The organism is Rehaibacterium terrae (assembly GCF_014202935.1).
In the GTDB taxonomy this organism is placed as follows: Bacteria; Pseudomonadota; Gammaproteobacteria; order Xanthomonadales; family Xanthomonadaceae; genus Rehaibacterium; species Rehaibacterium terrae.
The window spans coordinates 23937-40672 of the sequence record NZ_JACHHX010000001.1; the positions used below are offsets into that span (position 1 = coordinate 23937).

The window sequence follows — 16736 nt, forward strand, 5'->3', positions numbered from 1 at the left end:
CGACCCGTTCGTCCCTGATCCAAGCATGCCGCGAGGCATCACGAGCGGGTTCCGGTCCCTTATCCAAGGATCAGCATGATCCCGACGCGCCGACACGCCATCCTCATGGATGGCGGTTTCGTTATTAAGAAGCTTCAAGCCCAGGCGCGCACCTTTCCAAACGCCGACCTCGTCGAGCAACTCGCTCATCGCATCTGCCTGGCGGGCGCCGCGAAAGAGTCGGAGCTCCTGCGGGCCTACTTCTACCACGCCAGACCGGCATCGGCCGAAGTGACCAACCCGCTGAGCGGGGAATCGACGAATCTGGCCGACACGCCGGTCTTTCGTTTGCACGAAAGTCTGCTGGACTCGCTGGAATTGAAGGCGAGCTTCGCCGTTCGACTCGGCGAAACCACGGTCAACGACTGGCGCATCGGCTCCAAAGCGATGGAATCGATGCTCGCCGAGCCCCGCCCGGTCCATGCACGCGACCTGGTTCCGAACATCAGCCAGAAGGGGGTCGACCTTCGCCTCGGCCTCGATCTGGCCCGTCTGGCCTTGCGCGGACTCGTCGACACGGTGATCGTGGTCACCGGCGACAGCGATCTCATCCCGGCTTTCAAGTTCGTGCGTCGTGAAGGCCTGCGCGTCATTCTCGCCACGCTCGGACACGGTGTCCGCAGAGACCTCAAGGCGCACGCCGACCTCGTCCTGGACGCGTCCGCAACCTCCCTTGGCCTCGAAATGAGCAGCACACGCCGATGACCGACCATCGCCCTCTCCTGATCGAACTCGGCACCGAGGAACTGCCGGTCAAGGCGCTGCCCGAGCTGGCGCGCACCTTCGCCGAGGGTGTCGTCGCCGGCCTGGACAGGCGCGGCCTCGCCCACGGCGCGGCGCGCGCGCTGTACACGCCGCGCCGGCTCGCCGTGCACGTGGCCGGCGTGGCGCTGCAGCAGCCCGAACAGCACAGCGAACTGCTCGGCCCCTACCTCAACATCGCGCTCGACGCCGAGGGCCGGCCGACCCCGGCCCTGCTCGGCTTCGCGCAGAAGAACGGCATCGACTGGACCCGGCTGGCACGCACCACCGACAACAAGGGCGAACGCTTCGTCCACCGCGCCACCAAGCCGGGCGCGGCCACCGCCGAATTGCTGCCCGAGATCCTCGCCGAGGCGATCAAGGCCATGCCGATCCCCAAGCCGATGCGCTGGGGCGCGCACGAGTACGGCTTCGCCCGCCCGGTGCACTGGCTGGTGATGCTGCTCGGCGACCAGGTGGTGGACGGCTCGCTGTTCGGCCTCGCCGCCAACCGCATGAGCCGCGGCCACCGCTTCCACCACGACAAGGCGGTGTGGATCGGCTCGGCGGACGATTACGTCGAGGCACTGCGGCAGGCCAAGGTGCTGGTCGACCCCGACGAGCGCCGCGCCCGCATCCGCGCCGAGGTCGAAGCCGCGGCGCAGGCCGCCGGCGGCGTCGCCCGCATCGAGCCGGGCATCCTCGAAGAGGTCAACGGCCTGGTCGAGTGGCCCAAGGCGATCCTTTGCGGCTTCGAGCGCGAGTTCCTCGCCGTGCCGCAGGAGGCGCTGATCGCCACCATGGAGGCGAACCAGAAGTTCTTCCCCGTGCTCGACGGCGACGGCCGCCTCACCGAGCGCTTCGTCGGCGTCGCCAACATCGAGTCCAGGGACGAGGCCGAGGTGCGCCGTGGCTACGAGCGCGTCATCCGGCCGCGCTTCGCCGACGCCAAGTTCTTCTTCGACGAGGACCGCAAGCAGGGCCTGGCCGCGATGAACGCGGGCCTGAAGACCGTCACCTACCAGCAGAAACTCGGCAGCTACGCCGACAAGGTCGCGCGTGTGGCCGCGCTGGCCGAGGCGATCGCGCCGCAGGTCGGCGTCGATGCCGCCCTGGCGCGCCGCGCCGCCGAACTGGCCAAGGCCGACCTGCAGTCGCGCCTGGTCGGCGAGTTCCCCGAGCTGCAGGGCATCGCCGGCCGCTACTACGCCGCCGCCGAGGGCGAGCCGGCCGAGGTCGCCGCCGCCATCGACGAGGCCTACATGCCGCGCTTCGCCGGCGACGCCATCGCGCCCTCGCCGCTTGGCCGCGTGCTGGCCGTGGCCGAGCGCCTGGACACGCTGGCGGGCGGCTTCGCCGCCGGCCTCAAGCCGACCGGCAACAAGGACCCGTTCGCGCTGCGCCGCAACGCGCTGGGGCTGGCGCGCACGCTGATCGAGGGCGGGCTGGATCTGGACCTGCCGCACGAACTGCGCCGCGCCGTGCACGCCAACGACGGCACCACCGCCATGGATGCCGCCGAGGTGCGCGTGACCGAGCTTTACGACTTCATCCTCGACCGCCTGCGCGGCTACTTCGCCGACCAGGGCGTGCCCGGCGCGCACTTCGAGGCGGTCGCGGCGGTGCGGCCGGCCTCGCTGCTCGACTTCGACCGCCGCCTCAAGGCCATCGGCGAATTCGCGCGCCTGCCCGAGGCCGAGGCGCTGGCGGCGGCCAACAAGCGCATCCGCAACATCCTGAAGAAGGCCGGCGACGAGATCCCCGATCACGTCGCCCGCTCGCGCCTGATCGAGCCGGCCGAGCAGGCGCTGGCCGAGTCGGTCGAGGCCGCCATCCGCGAAACCGACGACGTGCTCGCCGCGCACGACTACATCGCCGTGCTCAAGCGCCTGGCCTGGCTGCGCGCGCCGGTCGATGCCTTCTTCGACGGCGTGATGGTGATGGCCGAGGACCCGGCCTTGCGCGAAAACCGGTTGGCGCTGCTCAAGCGCCTCGCCGACCGCTTCTCGGCGGTGGCGGAGATCGGGCTGCTGTCGAACGCCTGAGCCGTCCGCGCCTGGTCGGCAGGGCTGGGATGGTGTTGGCGACACCGGGCGCAAGCCCGTACACGGCACGCTCACATCCGCGCGCGGACGGGCCGCTATGCTGGGCCATGCCATGACCCGTCCGCGCCTGCGCCTGCTGCTGTGCTGCCTGTTCGCCGCGTCGCCGGTGACGGCGCAGGACGGTGGGCTGGCACGCGTCGAGGTCCGCGGCCTGTCCGGCGATGCGCTCGACAACGTGCGCGGTGCGCTGGCGATCGAGCGGCTCGACCCGCAGCGCCGCGCGGCGCTCAGCGCGAGCCGGCTCGATTACCTGCTGCGGCGCACGCCGGCCGAAGTGCGGCGCGCGCTGGAGCCCTACGGCCATTACTCGCCGACGATCGCCATCCGTATCGAGCGTGATGGCGACGGCGCGGCCACGGTGATCATCGACATCGACCCCGGCGAGCCGGTGCGGGTCGGCGACCGCCGCATCCGCATGCAGGGCGAGGCGGCCGACGACAGCCGCATCGGTGCCGTGCTCGGCAGCTTCGAACCACTGCCGGGCGAGGTGTTCGACCATCGCCGTTACGAGCGCAGCAAGGCCGAGGTCGAGCGCCGCCTCGCCGAGCGCGGCTACTTCGATGCCCGGCCGCAGACCGCGCGGGTCGAGGTCAGCCGCGCCGAACGGCGCGCCGACATCCATCTGCTCTGGGACAGCGGCCCGCGCCACGCCTTCGGCGAGGCGGTGTTCGGCGAGCACGGCTTCCGCCCCGGCCTGCTCGACAAACTCGTGCGCTGGACGCCAGGCGAGCCCTACGACCAGGCACGCCTGATCGCGCTGCAACGCTCGCTGGCCGACCTGGACTACTTCAGCGCCATCGACATCCGGCCCGACCTCGACGCCACCGACCCGGACTCCCGGCAAGTGCCGATCCGCATCGACCTCGCCCCGGCCAGGCGCAGCATCTACAGCGCCGGCCTGAGCTACGGCACCGACACCGGCGCCGGCCTCAACCTCGGCTGGGAGCGGCGCTGGGTCAACACCCGCGGACACAAGGCGCTGGCCAACCTGGACTGGGCGCAGCGGCGGCAACTGCTGACCACGCAATACCGCGTGCCGGCGTTCGCCTGGCTGGACGGCTGGTACACCGGCGCGCTCAATCTGCTCAACGAGGAATTCGACGGACTGGAAAGCCAGCGCGCCGAACTGGTCGCCAGCCGCAGCGGCCGGCTCGGCCTGTGGAACCTCACCGCCTCGCTGCACGCGCAACGCGAGCGCTTCGGCACCGGCGGCGACTTCAGCGACTACACCTCGCTGGTCTATCCGGCCCTGCGCGCGCAGGCCAGCCGCGGCGACGATCCGCTGTACCCGACGCGCGGCTGGGGCCTGATCGCCGAGCTGCGCGGCGGCGGCGCGTGGGTCGGCTCGGATCTCGGCTTCGCCCAGGCCCATGCGCAGGGCCGTTACGTGACCAGCTTCGGCCGCCGCCATCGCCTGCTGCTGCGCGGCGAGGCCGGCTACACGCGGGTGGACGACTTCGACCGCTTCCCGCCCTCGCTGCGCTTCTACGCCGGCGGCGACCGCAGCGTGCGCGGCTACGGCTACCGTGAGATCGGCCCGCGCGTGGACGAGGTGGTGGTCGGCGGCACACGGCTGCTGACGGGCAGCGTCGAGCTGGAACGGATGTTCAGCGCACGCTGGGGCGGCGCACTGTTCGTCGATGCCGGCGATGCCTTCAGGCGCCGCGACGAATTCGACGCCCGCGTCGGTGTCGGCCTCGGCCTGCGCTGGCGCTCGCCGGTCGGCCCGGTGCGCGTGGACGTGGCGCATGGCATCGACAACCGCGACCGGTCGATCCGCATCCACCTGAGCATGGGACCGGATCTGTGAGCCGGCGCATCCGCCACCTGCTGCTCGCCGTCGCCGCGTCGCTGGCGCTGCTGTCCGCCGCCGCGTGGTGGCTGCTGCGCAGCGAATCCGGACGCGACGCGGTGTTGACGCGCATCGCCGCCGCCCTGCCCGAAGGCAGCCTGCACTGGGCGCGCGTCGAAGGCGCGCTCGGCCGGCGACTGGTCTTCCACGACCTGCGCTGGCGCGGCGCCGACGGCAGCGAGTTCGACGCCGCGCGGGTCGAGCTGCGGCTCGCGCCGGGCGCGCTCGCCGCGCGACGCCTGCAGGTGCGTGCACTGCGCATCGACGATGCCGCGCTGCGGCTGGCCGTCGCCGACAGCGACGATGCCACGCCGCCGCGCTGGCCGCGCGCGCTGCCGGTGCTGGACCTGCCGCTGGCGATCCGGCTCGACGCGCTCGCCGTTACCGGCTTCCACCTGTCGCGCGGCGACGAGCCGCTGCTGCATGCCGAACGACTCGACGCCGTCGCCGAGCTCGCACACGGCCGGCTCGCCATCGACCGTTTCGAACTCGCCAGCGATTCCGGCGCGCTGAGACTGCACGGCTGGCTCGACACCCGGGACGACTGGCGGCACACGCTCGCGGCGGACTGGATCGCAGCGACCGACGACGCCCCCGCGACCCTCGCGCTGCGCAGCCACGGCGACCTCGACGCGCTCGAACTCGCGCTCGACGGCCACGCGCCCGGGCCGCTCTCGCTGCGCCTGAGCATCGACGAGGCTCGCGGCGCCGCCCCACGCTGGCGACTCGACACCGACGCCGCGCGCGTCGAGCCCGAGCGCTTCGGCCTCGCCACCGCCGCGCCGCTGCGCATCGCCCTGCGGGCCGAAGGCGAGGGCGCCGACGCGGCCATCGACGGCGAGCTCGGCATCGACGCGTTCGCCGTCGCCATCGCGCCCTCGCGGCTCGCCTGGCGCGACGGCACGCTCGCCCTGCAGCCGCTGTCGCTGCGTCTGCAGGGCGGCGCGCTCGACCTCGATGGCGAAATCGCATTCGACGACACGCCACGCGCCGAGCTCGTCGCCAAGGCGCGCAGCCTGCGCTGGCCGGGCACGGACGCCGCGCCGGACCTGCGCGCCGATGGCGACCTCACGCTGCAAGGCACGCCAGACGCCTGGGCCGTGACCGGCGAGGCCACCTTGCGCCGCGACGACGAGACGGCGACGCTGCGCTTGCGCGGCGCGGGCGACCGCGAGCGCCTCGTGCTCGACAGCTACCGCCTCGCCACGCCCGGCGGCGAACTGGCCGGCGACGGCGAGCTGCGCTGGTCGCCACGGCTGGCCTGGCGCACGCGGGCCGTCCTGCGCGACCTCGACCCCGGCTGGCTCGCGCCCGGCTGGGACGGCGCGATCCGCGGCGAGATCGCCAGCCACGGCGAAGCGCGCGGCGACGACGGCGTCGCCGCGCACGTCGATGCGCCGGCGCTCTCGGGCACGCTGCGCGGCCGTCCGTTGCAGGCGCGGCTGCGCGCCGACTGGCATGGCGACGCCGGCGATGGCGAGCTGGCGCTGCGGCTCGGCGACAGCCGCGTCGAGGCTGGCGGCACATTCGGCGCACGCCTGGGCCTGCGTGCCACGCTCGCGCCGCTGCATCTGGACGACCTGCTGCCCGGGACCGGCGGCACGCTCCGCGGCGAACTGGCGCTGCACGGCGCGGCCTCGATGCCATCACTGCGGTTGCGGCTCGACGGCGAGGCACTGCGCTTGGACGGCCAGCGCATCGGCAGCCTCGGCGCACGCGGCGAACTGCCGGCGCGCGGTCAAGGCGGCGAACTCGTGCTCGACCTGCGCGAGGTCGAAACCGCCGGCGTGCAAATCGACAGCGCGACGCTCGCACTCGCCGGCAGCCTCGACGCCCTGCGCGCCGACGCGCGCATCGACTCGGCGCAAGCCGGTCGGCTCGATCTCGCCGCCGACCTCGCCCGCCCGCGCGAGGGCTGGCGCGGCCGCATCGACGCGCTGCGCTACCGCCCGCCGCACGGCCCCGCCCTCGATCTGCGCGCGCCGGCCGGCTTCGCCTGGGACGGCGCGCGCGGCCGCCTCGATCCGCTGTGTCTGGATGCCGGCGCCGCGTCGCTGTGCGCGCAGGCCGCCTGGCCCGGCGAGGCGACGCTGGAAGGCCGCGGCCTGCCGCTCGGCCTGCTCGACCCGTGGCTGGCCGACGGCGAGATCCCGCTGGTGGCGCACGGCACGGTCGAACTCGACGCCCGCTGGCGCGGCGACGGCAGCGGCGAGGCGCGGCTGCGTTCGCAGCGCGGCGGCCTGCGGCTGGATCCGCAGGCGCGCCGCGACGTGATCGGCTACGAAGCCCTGGACGTGGACGCGCGGCTCGCCCGCGGCCAACTGGTGGTCACGCTCGACGCCACGCTGAGCGAGGGCGGCCGCCTCGACGGCCAGCTCGACACCGGGCTGGCCCCCGACAGCCCGCTCAGCGCCGACCTGCACCTGGCCCTGCGCGAACTGACCTGGCTGGAGCTGCTGTCCACCGAGATCGCCGCCCCACGCGGCCGCCTCGACGGCACGCTGCGCCTGCGCGGCACCCGCGCCGCGCCGCGCTTGAGCGGCGACGCGCAGTTGAGCGGTTTCATCGTCGAGCTGCCGGCGCTCGGCATCACGCTCGACGAAGGCGAAGCGACGCTGATCGCCGAGGACCTCGACCGCGCCCGTCTCGACGGCCGGCTGCGCGCCGGCGACGGCGTGCTGGTCGCCGAGGGCCGTCTGCACACGGTCGACGGCCGGCCACGGCTCGACCTCGCCCTGCGCGGCGACGACCTGCGCATCGCCGACACCCCCGACCTGCAGGCGACCATCTCACCCGAACTCGACCTGCAGTACGCCGGCGACCACCTGCGCGTGCGTGGCCGCGTGCACGTGCCGCGCGCGCGCATCGACCTCGAACGCCTCGACACCACCACCCGGCCCTCGCCCGACGTGGTCGTGCTCGACCCGATCGACCCCGCGCGCGGCGAGCGGCTCGCGGTGGACACCCAGGTGGTGGTGAGCCTGGGCGAAAACGTGCGTCTGATCGGCTTCGGCCTCGACGGCCGCCTCGCCGGCCGGCTGCAAGTGCGCGACCGCCACGGCCAGGCCGCCACCGCCAGCGGTGCGCTCGACGTCGGCGGCCGTTACCGCGCCTACGGCCGCGAGCTGGAGATCGTCCGCGGCCGGCTCAGCTGGGCCAATACCGCGCTCGACAATCCGACGCTCGACATCCGCGCCCAGCGCCGCGTCGACAGCGTCACCGTCGGCCTGCAGGTGCGCGGCAGTGCGCTGCGCCCGCACAGCGAGATCTTCTCCGAGCCGGCGATGGACAGCAGCGAGGCCTTGAGCTGGCTGGTGCTGGGCCGGCCGCTGCGCGCCGCCGGCAGTGGCGAGGCCGAACAGCTCGGCGCCGCCGCCTTCGCGCTCGGTGCCGGCGGCAACCTGCTGGCCCAGCAGGTCGGCGCGCGGCTGGGGCTGGACGAGGTCGGCGTGGCCGAATCGCGCGCGCTCGGCGGCGCCGCCTTCACGGTCGGCAAATACCTCTCGCCGCGCCTGTTCGTCAGCTACGGCGTGTCGCTGCTCGGCACCGGCCAGGTGCTCACGCTCAAGTACCTGCTGGCGCGCGGCTTCGACCTGCGCATCGAGTCCGGCACCGAGAGCCGCGCCTCGATCAACTGGCGCACCGAGCGCTGAGCGTCCTTGCGGGCACGCGCGGCGCGCTCAGTCGGCGCGGACGCGTGCGCCGCGCAGGCGCGGTACGCCGTCGACGATCTCGGTCCAGACCAGATGCGCCACGCCCTCGCGCAGCGCCAGCCGCGGAAAGCCGGTGCCGCGGCCACGGCCGGCGACGTCGGCGATCTTCCCGCGTGCCAGTTCGCGCGTGAGGTCGGCGGAGAAGCGCGCCAGCCACAGTGTCTGCCGGCCGTGCTGCTCCTGCAGCCACGCCAGCCACACGCCGTCGGCGGCGGCGGCCAGCGCGACCCGGCCGAGCACCTCGCCGCCGCGGGCGACCTCGCGCATCGGGCCGAAGCGGTCGCCGGCATCGCGCGAGTGGGCCAGACGGATCGCCGGCGGGCCGCCGGCGGCGGTGTACCAGGCCACCCACACGTCCTCGCCGCGCGCCGCCAGCGCCGGGCCGTTGACCGGGCAGGCCGGCATCACCCAGCCGTCGTCATGGACCTTGGCCGGCGTGGTCCAGTCGCCATCCTCGTGGCGGGTGACGAGGATGTCGCGCACCTCGCCCTGGGCACGACCGCGGTAGGCCAGCACCGGGCCGCGCGCGGTGACCGCGGCGGCGGTCTGGCAGCAGTCGCAGGTGCTCAGGTCGAGCGGCCACTCCACGCGCTTGCTCAGGTCCGCGTCGAATACCGCTGCGCGCAGCTGCATCGCGCCGCCGCCACCGGCGGTGGCGGGGTGATTGTGCTGGTGGCCGCCGGCGGTGGCGCGGCCATCCAGCCAGGCAACGGCGATGCGGTCGTGCGACCACGGCCACAGGCTGACGAAGCCATGCTCGGTGTGGGTGCCGTCGTCGTGCACGGTGACCGGTCCCGACCAGCTCGCGCCACCGTCGGCGGAGCGGTGCAGCTTGACGTCGTAGGCGTAGGTGGCCTCCGCGCTCTTGACCAGCGTGTGCGCCCACAGCGAGCCGTCGGGCAGCGCGGCCACGGCCGGGAAATCGGCCCAGTTGACGAACCAGTCCCGCCCTTCGGCCACGGTGGCGGGCGCGCGCCATTCGCCAGCCGCATCGTAGGCCGCCAGCCGCAGGCGGTGGCCGCCGCCGTCGCGGCGCTCGATCCAGCTCAGCCACAGCCGGCCGTCGGGCGCGAGCGTGAGGTTGGGCTGGGCCGAACCCTCCGGCGCGGGCGGCGGCCAGGGGGCGACGTCGAAGGCGGCGGCACTGCCGGCGGCGAAGGCCAGCAGCAGGCAGGGCAGAAAACGGGCGCAGCGCGGTCGGTTCATCCGCCGATGATAGCCACGGCGATGATCCGCCGCCTGCGCCATGTGGCTGGATGCCGTATCGGGGCGAGGGGGCCGTGCGCGGAGCGCACGTTACGTATCGCCGCGCGGCCCGGGTAGCGTGCGCTCCGCGCACGACCGGAGGGGCGGGCCGAAAGGCGCGTCGCGCGCCCGGCTGCCCGGTCCGGCGTTGACCTTAGGGCCCGGAAGCCCCGAACTCCTGCCGGCGGCGGGCATCGTCAGCCGCGCGCAGCTGCGCCAGGCGGTGACGGAACTGCCGGGCCTCCCACGAGGCGAAGCGCCAGATCAGGTCCACCATCAGCGCCACCGCCAGGCCGACCACGATGCCGCCCAGGAACAGCGCGTTGACCCGCGTGCCCCAGCCGGCCATGCCCTCGCCCAGGCCGGTGGTGGAGATCAGCCACATGCCGACGCGGTAGGTGAAGTAGTAGATCGGGCCGATGGTCAGCGGGTTGGTGATGAACTGCAGGCCGACCATCACCGTCAGGTTGCCGCGCACCAGCAGGGCGGCGGCGAAGGCCAGGCCGGCCTGCAGGCCGTACAGCGGCAGCAGCGCCAGCACCGCGCCGAAGTACAGCGCCGGGATGACGTGGGCGCGCTTGAACGACCACAGGTAGGGCCGGCGGTTGGCGTGCTCGGCGAACCACTTGATCACCGGGTAGCGGCGCACGTTGGCCCGGCGCGGCAACGGCCGCAGCAGCTTGCGAAGCCGGCGGCGGCGTTCGAACAGGCTGCGGTGGTGGCGGTCGAGTTCGTCCTGCATGGCACGTGGCCGAGGGTGAGGCGCCAATTCTACGGAGCGCGTCTGAACGGGAAGATGCCGCAGCGCACGCTTCGCACGGACAGTGCGTTGCACGGATCGTGCCGCCACGGCTCCTGCATGCTCCCGCATGCTCCTGCAAGAGCAAACGCCAATCAGCCGCCCTTGCGGGCACGGGCGAAGGCTTCGGCCAGCGCGTTGCCGGCCGCTGCGGCGGCCGGGCGGTCCTGGCGCGGCGGGCGCGCGTCGCGGCGGCCGTCGCCGCGCGGGCGTTCGTCGCGCGGGCGCGCCGGGTCGCGGCGCGGCGGCCGGGCCTCGGGGCCGTCGTCCAGGCGCATGGTCAGGGCGATGCGCTTGCGCGGGATGTCCACCTCCAGCACCTTCACCTTGACCACGTCGCCGGCCTTCACCACCTCGCGCGGATCCTTGACGAAGCGGTTGGCCAGCGCCGAGACGTGCACCAGCCCGTCCTGGTGCACGCCGATGTCGACGAAGGCGCCGAAGGCGGCGACGTTCGAGACCACGCCCTCCAGCACCATGCCGGGCGTGAGGTCCTTCAGGTCTTCCACGCCGTCGGCGAAGCGCGCGGTGCGGAATTCCGGGCGCGGGTCGCGGCCGGGCTTTTCCAGCTCCCGGAGGATGTCGCGCACGGTGGGCAGGCCGAACTTGTCGTCGGTGAACTGCTCGGCCTTGAGCCCGCGCAGGAAGCCACCGTCGCCGATCAGCTGCTTCACCTCGCGGCCGCAGTGCTTGACGATGCGTTCGACCACCGGGTAGGCCTCCGGGTGTACCGCGGAGGCATCCAGCGGCTCGTCGCCGTCGGCGATGCGCAGGAAGCCCGCGCACTGCTCGAAGGTCTTCTCGCCCAGCCGCGGCACCTTCAGCAGCTCGCGGCGGGTACGGAACGGGCCGTGCTCGTCGCGGAAGCGGACGATGTTCTCGGCCACCGCGGCCGACAGGCCGGCCACCCGTGCCAGCAGCGGTGCGGATGCCGTGTTCACGTACACGCCGACCGCGTTCACGCAGTCCTCCACGCGGGCGTCGAGCGCGCGGGCGAGGCGGTACTGATCGACGTCGTGCTGGTACTGGCCGACGCCGATCGACTTGGGCTCGATCTTGACCAGCTCGGCCAGCGGATCCTGCAGGCGGCGGGCGATCGACACCGCGCCGCGCAACGACACGTCCAGGTCGGGGAACTCGCGCGCCGCCAGCTCCGAGGCCGAGTACACCGAGGCACCGGCCTCGCTGACCACCAGCTTCTGCAGGCGCAGCTCGGGATGGCGCCTGATCAGCTCGCCGGCCAGCTTGTCGGTCTCGCGCGAGGCGGTGCCGTTGCCGATGGCGACCAGCTCCACCGCGTGCCTGGCGCACAGCAGGCGCAACTGCTGGATCGATTCGTCCCAGCGGTTCTGCGGCGCGTGCGGGTAGAGCGTGGCGGTGTCCACCAGCTTGCCGGTGCGGTCCACCACCGCCGCCTTCACGCCGGTGCGCAGGCCCGGGTCCAGGCCCAGCACCGCGCGCGGGCCGGCCGGCGCGGCCAGCAGCAGATCCTTGAGGTTGTCGCCGAACACGCGGATGGCCTCGTCCTCGGCGCGCTCGCGGGCCTGGCCGAACAGGTCGAGCATCAGGTGCATGTGCAGCTTCACCTTCCACGCCAGCCGCGCGCTCTCCAGCAGCCAGGCGTCGGCCGGACGGCCGCGCGCGGCGATGCCGGCATGCGCGGCGACGCGCGCGGCACCCTGCGCGTGACCGGCCTCGGCATCGCCGCCCGGGTCCAGATCGAGCGACACGATGCCCTCGCGGCGGGCGCGGAACAAGGCCAGCAGCCGATGCGAGGGGATGGTCTTCAACGGCTCGACGTGGTCGAAGTAGTCGCGGTACTTCGCGCCCTCGGCCTCCTTGCCCTCGACCACCCGCGAACGGATCTGGCCGACGTCGTCGAGCCAGGCACGCAGCTCGCCGATCAGCGCCGCGTCCTCGCCCCAGCGCTCGATCAGGATGGCGCGCGCGCCGTCGAGCGCCGCGGCGGCATCGGCCACGCCCTTGTCGGCATCGACGAATTCCGCCGCGAATTCGAGCGGCGTGCGCGCCGGATCGTCCAGCAGCCCCTGCGCCAGCGGCTCCAGCCCCGCCTCGCGGGCGATCTGCGCGCGGGTGCGGCGCTTGGGCTTGTAGGGCAGGTAGAGGTCTTCCAGCCGCGCCTTGCTGTCGGCGACTTCGATCTGCGCGCGCAGCTCGTCGGTGAGCTTGCCCTGCTCGTCGATGCTGGCCAGGATCGCCGCCCGCCGCTCTTCCAGTTCGCGCAGATAGGTCAGCCGCACCTCCAGCGTGCGCAACTGCGTGTCGTCGAGACCGCCCGTGGCCTCCTTGCGGTAGCGCGCGATGAAGGGCACGGTCGCGCCCCCGTCCAGCAGGGCCACGGCGGCGGCCACCTGCTCGGCCTTGGCGCCGATCTCGGCGGCGATGGTCTGGGCGATCTTCTGCATGCGCTGTCCGACGGCTGGAAACGGGCCGCCGATTGTCGCAGCCGCCCGCCCGTGCCGACAGCTTGCGGCAGGCGGCGGGTGCTGTTCTCGCTGGCGCGCGCCTGGCTTCAGGCAAGGTCTGCGCGAGTGCCGCCATCCCGGCGGAGGCGGGGATCCAGCGACTTCAAGCCCTTGGACGCACAGACACTGGGCTGCCGCTTTCGCGCGACGGGCCGGCAGAGGCGGGCTTGCTCAGCAGCGCCTCACGCCACCCGGCTGCGCTCGCGTCGCGTCAGATGCACCAGCAGCAGCGAGATGGCGGCGGGGGTGATGCCGGGGATGCGGGCGGCCTGGCCGATGGATTCGGGTCTGACGGCGGTGAGTTTCTGGCGGACTTCGGCGGAGAGGCCGGTGACGGCGGCGTAGTCGAAGTCGGCGGGGATGGCGGTGTGTTCGTGGCGTCGCTGGCGGGCGATTTCGTCGCGCTGGCGGTCGAGGTAGCCGGAATATTTCACGTCGATCTCGACCTGTTCGGCGACGCGGGCGTCGCCGACCCCGGGGCCGAGGGCGGGCACGGCCATCAGTTTCTGGTAGTCGAGTTCGGGGCGCCTGAGCAGGTCGAGCGCGCTGGTTTCGCGACTGACGGCGATGCCCAGCACGCGCTCGATGTCACGGCCCAGGGCGTTGCCGGGGGCGGCCCAGAGGCCGCGCAGGCGCTCGCGCTCGGCCGCGATGGCGTCGCGCTTGGCGGCGAAGGCGGCCCAGCGGGCGTCGTCCACCAGGCCGAGTTCGCGGCCTTTTTCGGTCAGGCGCAGGTCGGCGTTGTCCTCGCGCAGTTGCAGCCGGTATTCGGCGCGCGAGGTGAACATGCGGTAGGGCTCGCTGGTGCCGTGGGTGATGAGGTCGTCGATCAGCACGCCGATGTAGGCCTCGTCGCGGCGTGGCGTCCAAGGCTCGCGCTGCTGCACGAGGCGGGCGGCGTTGAGGCCGGCGATCAGGCCCTGGGCGGCGGCTTCCTCGTAGCCGGTGGTGCCGTTGATCTGGCCGGCGAAGAACAGGCCGGCGACGGCCTTGGTCTCCAGCGAGGCCTTGAGGCCGCGCGGATCGAAGAAGTCGTACTCGATGGCGTAGCCGGGGCGGGTGATGTGGGCGCGCTCGAAGCCGCGGATGCTGCGCACCAGTTCGAGCTGAACGTCGAACGGCAGCGAGGTGGAGATGCCGTTGGGGTAGATCTCGAAGGTGTCGAGGCCTTCGGGCTCGACGAACACCTGGTGCGCGTCCTTGTCGGCGAAGCGCACCACCTTGTCCTCGATCGAGGGGCAGTAGCGCGGGCCGATGCCCTCGATGGCGCCGGTGTACAGCGGCGAGCGGTCGAGCGCGGCGCGGATGATGTCGTGGGTGCGCGCGGAGGTGTGGGTGATCCAGCAGCTCACCTGACGCGGGTGGTCGGCGTGCGAGCCGATGAAGGAAAAGACCGGGCGCGGGTCGTCGCCGGGCTGCTCCTCCATCACCGAATAGTCGAGCGTGCGGCCGTCGATGCGCGGCGGGGTGCCGGTCTTGAGCCGGGCGACGGTGAACGGACCTTCGCGCAGGCGCTGCGCCAGCGTCACCGCGGGCGGATCGCCGGCGCGGCCGCCGGCGTGCTGGCTCTGGCCGATGTGGATCCTGCCGGCGAGGAAGGTGCCGGCGGTGAGCACCACGCAGGGCGCGTCGAAGCGCAGGCCGATCTGGGTGAGCACGCCGGTGACGCGGCCGCCGGCGATCAGGATGTCGTCCACCGCGGCCTGGAACAGGGTGAGGCGCTCCTGCGTCTCGACGCGACGGCGGATGGCGGCCTTGTACAACGCGCGGTCGGCCTGACAGCGGGTGGCGCGCACGGCCGGGCCCTTGCGGGCGTTGAGCGTGCGCCACTGGATGCCGGCGCGATCGGCGGCCTGCGCCATGACGCCGCCGAGGGCGTCGATCTCCTTCACCAGATGACCCTTGCCGATGCCGCCGATGGCGGGGTTGCAGCTCATCTGGCCGACCGTCTCGATGGCGTGGGTGAGCAGCAGGGTGCGCGCGCCGGCGCGGGCCGCGGCGAGGGCGGCCTCGGTGCCGGCGTGGCCGCCACCCACCACGATCACGTCATAGCTGTGCATGTCGCTGGTTTCCGTCAGTTCGTCATGGCTTGGAGGCGGCCACGTCGGTTTCTAGCCTCGGCCTTCCCGGCCTCGCCAAGAAACCCGGCCCGCGCCTTCCATGGCGCGGGCGCTCACCGGCGCGGACTGCCATTCAAGGCAGTCCGCGACAGCCCCGGTTCGCCCGCCACCGACCACGATCACGTCATAGCTGTGCATGTCGCTGGTTTCCGTTGATTCGTCATGGCTTGGAGGCGGCCACGTCGGTTTCTAGCCTCGGCCTTCCCGGCCTCGATGCGGGCACGGCCAAGTCGTTCACCGCGCTCCGCGCGGGCGGCCGTCATCGGCCGGCAGTGTAGCGCTGGACTTGGCACGCTTCCTGCTCCACAGTTCTGGCACCCGCGACAGCAAGGGCGCCGGAGAGGCGTCCGCCGGTGGAGGAACAGGGGCCGGTGCTGCGTGGCGCGGGGATGCCAGGCCGGGAACCTTGGGGGAGGTTCCCGGCCTTTTTTCGTTCCGGGTGCTGCGGGAACGTCCGCCAGGAGCGGCGGCGCCGGAGTAAAGCCGGCGCCCGGCAGGTCATGGAACAGGGGGAATCCAGGGGACCGTAGGCCGGACGCCGGACAGGTGGGGGTGCGGTCTGTCTGCGCGCGCCGCGCAAGGTCAGAAACCGACGCCCAAGGTCACAGGGCGCTCAGAATGCGCTCCCGCCGCCGCCAAAGCAAGTGCCTCAACGCGGCTCGTCCTCGCTCACCCCGGCACGCCGCCCCGCCTCCTCGCGTCCGGCGCCGCGCGCTGCCGGCACGGCGGCACGGATGAAGCCGCCACTGCGCCTGGGCTCGACGGCCGTCGCCGCGGCCGGCGGCGGAGTCTGCGGCATCCGTCGCGCGGGTGCCTGCGATTCGTCGCGCCAGCCGGCCCCGTCGCCGCGGCGCCGCTCTCGCCACGGCGGCGGCTCGCCTTCGCGTCCCGGCCACGGCCGCGTCGACCGCTGGTCCACCTCGCCACCCTCGGCGGACGGAAAGCGCCGGTCGGGCTGCCGTCCGTGCTCACGCCAGTCCGGCCGGCGGCGTTCTTCGTGCTGTCGCCAGCCGGGTTCGCCGTCGGCCAGTCGCCGCCGCTCGCGCCATTCCGTCCCGGGCGTGCCAGCCTCCGCCTCGTCCTCCCGCAGCGCGGCCTCGCGGGCGCGCCGGTAGACATCGTGGAAGCCGCCGCGCCGCTCGCGCGGCGGGCCGTGCTCGCGCGGCGGCCGCGGGGCATGGCCGTAGTACGGCCAGTACCAGTAAGGCCAGTAGTGGTACGGGGGCCAGCCATGGCTGTAGCCGTAGAACCACGGCGGGCGGACGTAGCCGTAGTGGAAGCTGTACGCGCTGCGGTACGGGTAGGGATGGAACGGCCCCCACCAGCCGCCCCACCAGAACGGGTCGTAGCCATAGCCGTAGTGCAGCCTGACGTAGCCGCTGGCTGCGCCGTCGTGGCGGCCGACGTAGTAGTCGCCGCGGCCGTCGTCGTAGGGGTAGTAGTAGCTGCCGTCGCGATAGACGTAACGCTCGCGGTAGCTGCCGTCGTAGGTGGCGCAGCCGGCGAGCAGAACGGCGATGGCGGCAAGGGCAAGCGTGCGGCGCATGACGGAATCCCTCGGGTACTGCGGCAGTCTCGGCCCCGCGCGGTGAATTCGCCCTGAAGCCGGCCCGCGACGGCGCGACGCAGTATCCCG

Annotated in this window: 9 protein-coding genes; 4 read left to right on the forward strand and 5 right to left on the reverse strand. The window is 73.1% G+C overall.

What is annotated here, in order from left to right:
• Window positions 1-75: 75 nt before the first annotated feature.
• The 4 genes from HNQ58_RS00120 (at window position 76) to HNQ58_RS13580 (ending at window position 8390) form a co-directional block, all read left to right on the forward strand.
• Entirely contained in the window at window positions 76-744 is a 669-nt protein-coding gene (locus tag HNQ58_RS00120) for an NYN domain-containing protein (RefSeq protein ID WP_183946751.1), read from the forward strand.
• A complete protein-coding gene (gene glyS / locus HNQ58_RS00125) occupies window positions 741-2825 on the forward strand; it encodes a glycine--tRNA ligase subunit beta (RefSeq protein WP_183946752.1) in 2085 nt (694 codons plus the stop codon). The genes HNQ58_RS00120 and glyS overlap by 4 nt, the downstream gene beginning before the upstream one ends.
• Before the next feature lie 112 nt (window positions 2826-2937).
• The gene (locus HNQ58_RS00130; RefSeq protein WP_183946753.1) at window positions 2938-4695 is read left to right on the forward strand and encodes an autotransporter assembly complex protein TamA; all 1758 of its coding nucleotides are present in this window, start codon (window positions 2938-2940) and stop codon (window positions 4693-4695) included.
• On the forward strand, window positions 4692-8390 hold the full coding sequence (locus HNQ58_RS13580; protein WP_183946754.1) for a translocation/assembly module TamB domain-containing protein: 3699 nt from the start codon (window positions 4692-4694) through the stop codon (window positions 8388-8390). Before HNQ58_RS00130 ends, HNQ58_RS13580 begins: the two co-directional genes overlap by 4 nt.
• 27 nt (window positions 8391-8417) lie before the next feature.
• On the opposite strand, the gene HNQ58_RS00140 is transcribed toward HNQ58_RS13580, so the two are convergent.
• The 5 genes from HNQ58_RS00140 to HNQ58_RS00160 form a co-directional block, all read right to left on the reverse strand.
• The gene (locus tag HNQ58_RS00140) at window positions 8418-9656 is read right to left on the reverse strand and encodes a sialidase family protein (RefSeq protein ID WP_183946755.1); all 1239 of its coding nucleotides are present in this window, start codon (window positions 9654-9656) and stop codon (window positions 8418-8420) included.
• Between the two features lie 193 nt (window positions 9657-9849).
• Entirely contained in the window at window positions 9850-10437 is a 588-nt protein-coding gene (locus HNQ58_RS00145; RefSeq protein WP_183946756.1) for a DUF2062 domain-containing protein, read from the reverse strand.
• Window positions 10438-10589: 152 nt separating this feature from the next.
• Window positions 10590-12920 carry a Tex family protein gene (locus HNQ58_RS00150; protein ID WP_183946757.1) on the reverse strand — a complete coding sequence of 777 codons (2331 nt, stop codon included), beginning with the start codon at window positions 12918-12920 and terminating at the stop codon, window positions 10590-10592.
• Between the two features lie 242 nt (window positions 12921-13162).
• Window positions 13163-15040 carry a tRNA uridine-5-carboxymethylaminomethyl(34) synthesis enzyme MnmG gene (mnmG, locus tag HNQ58_RS00155; RefSeq protein WP_183946758.1) on the reverse strand — a complete coding sequence of 626 codons (1878 nt, stop codon included), beginning with the start codon at window positions 15038-15040 and terminating at the stop codon, window positions 13163-13165.
• A 709-nt stretch (window positions 15041-15749) separates the two neighbouring features.
• Window positions 15750-16646, reverse strand: coding sequence for a hypothetical protein (locus HNQ58_RS00160; protein WP_183946759.1), 897 nt, complete (start codon window positions 16644-16646; stop codon window positions 15750-15752).
• Window positions 16647-16736: the final 90 nt, after the last annotated feature.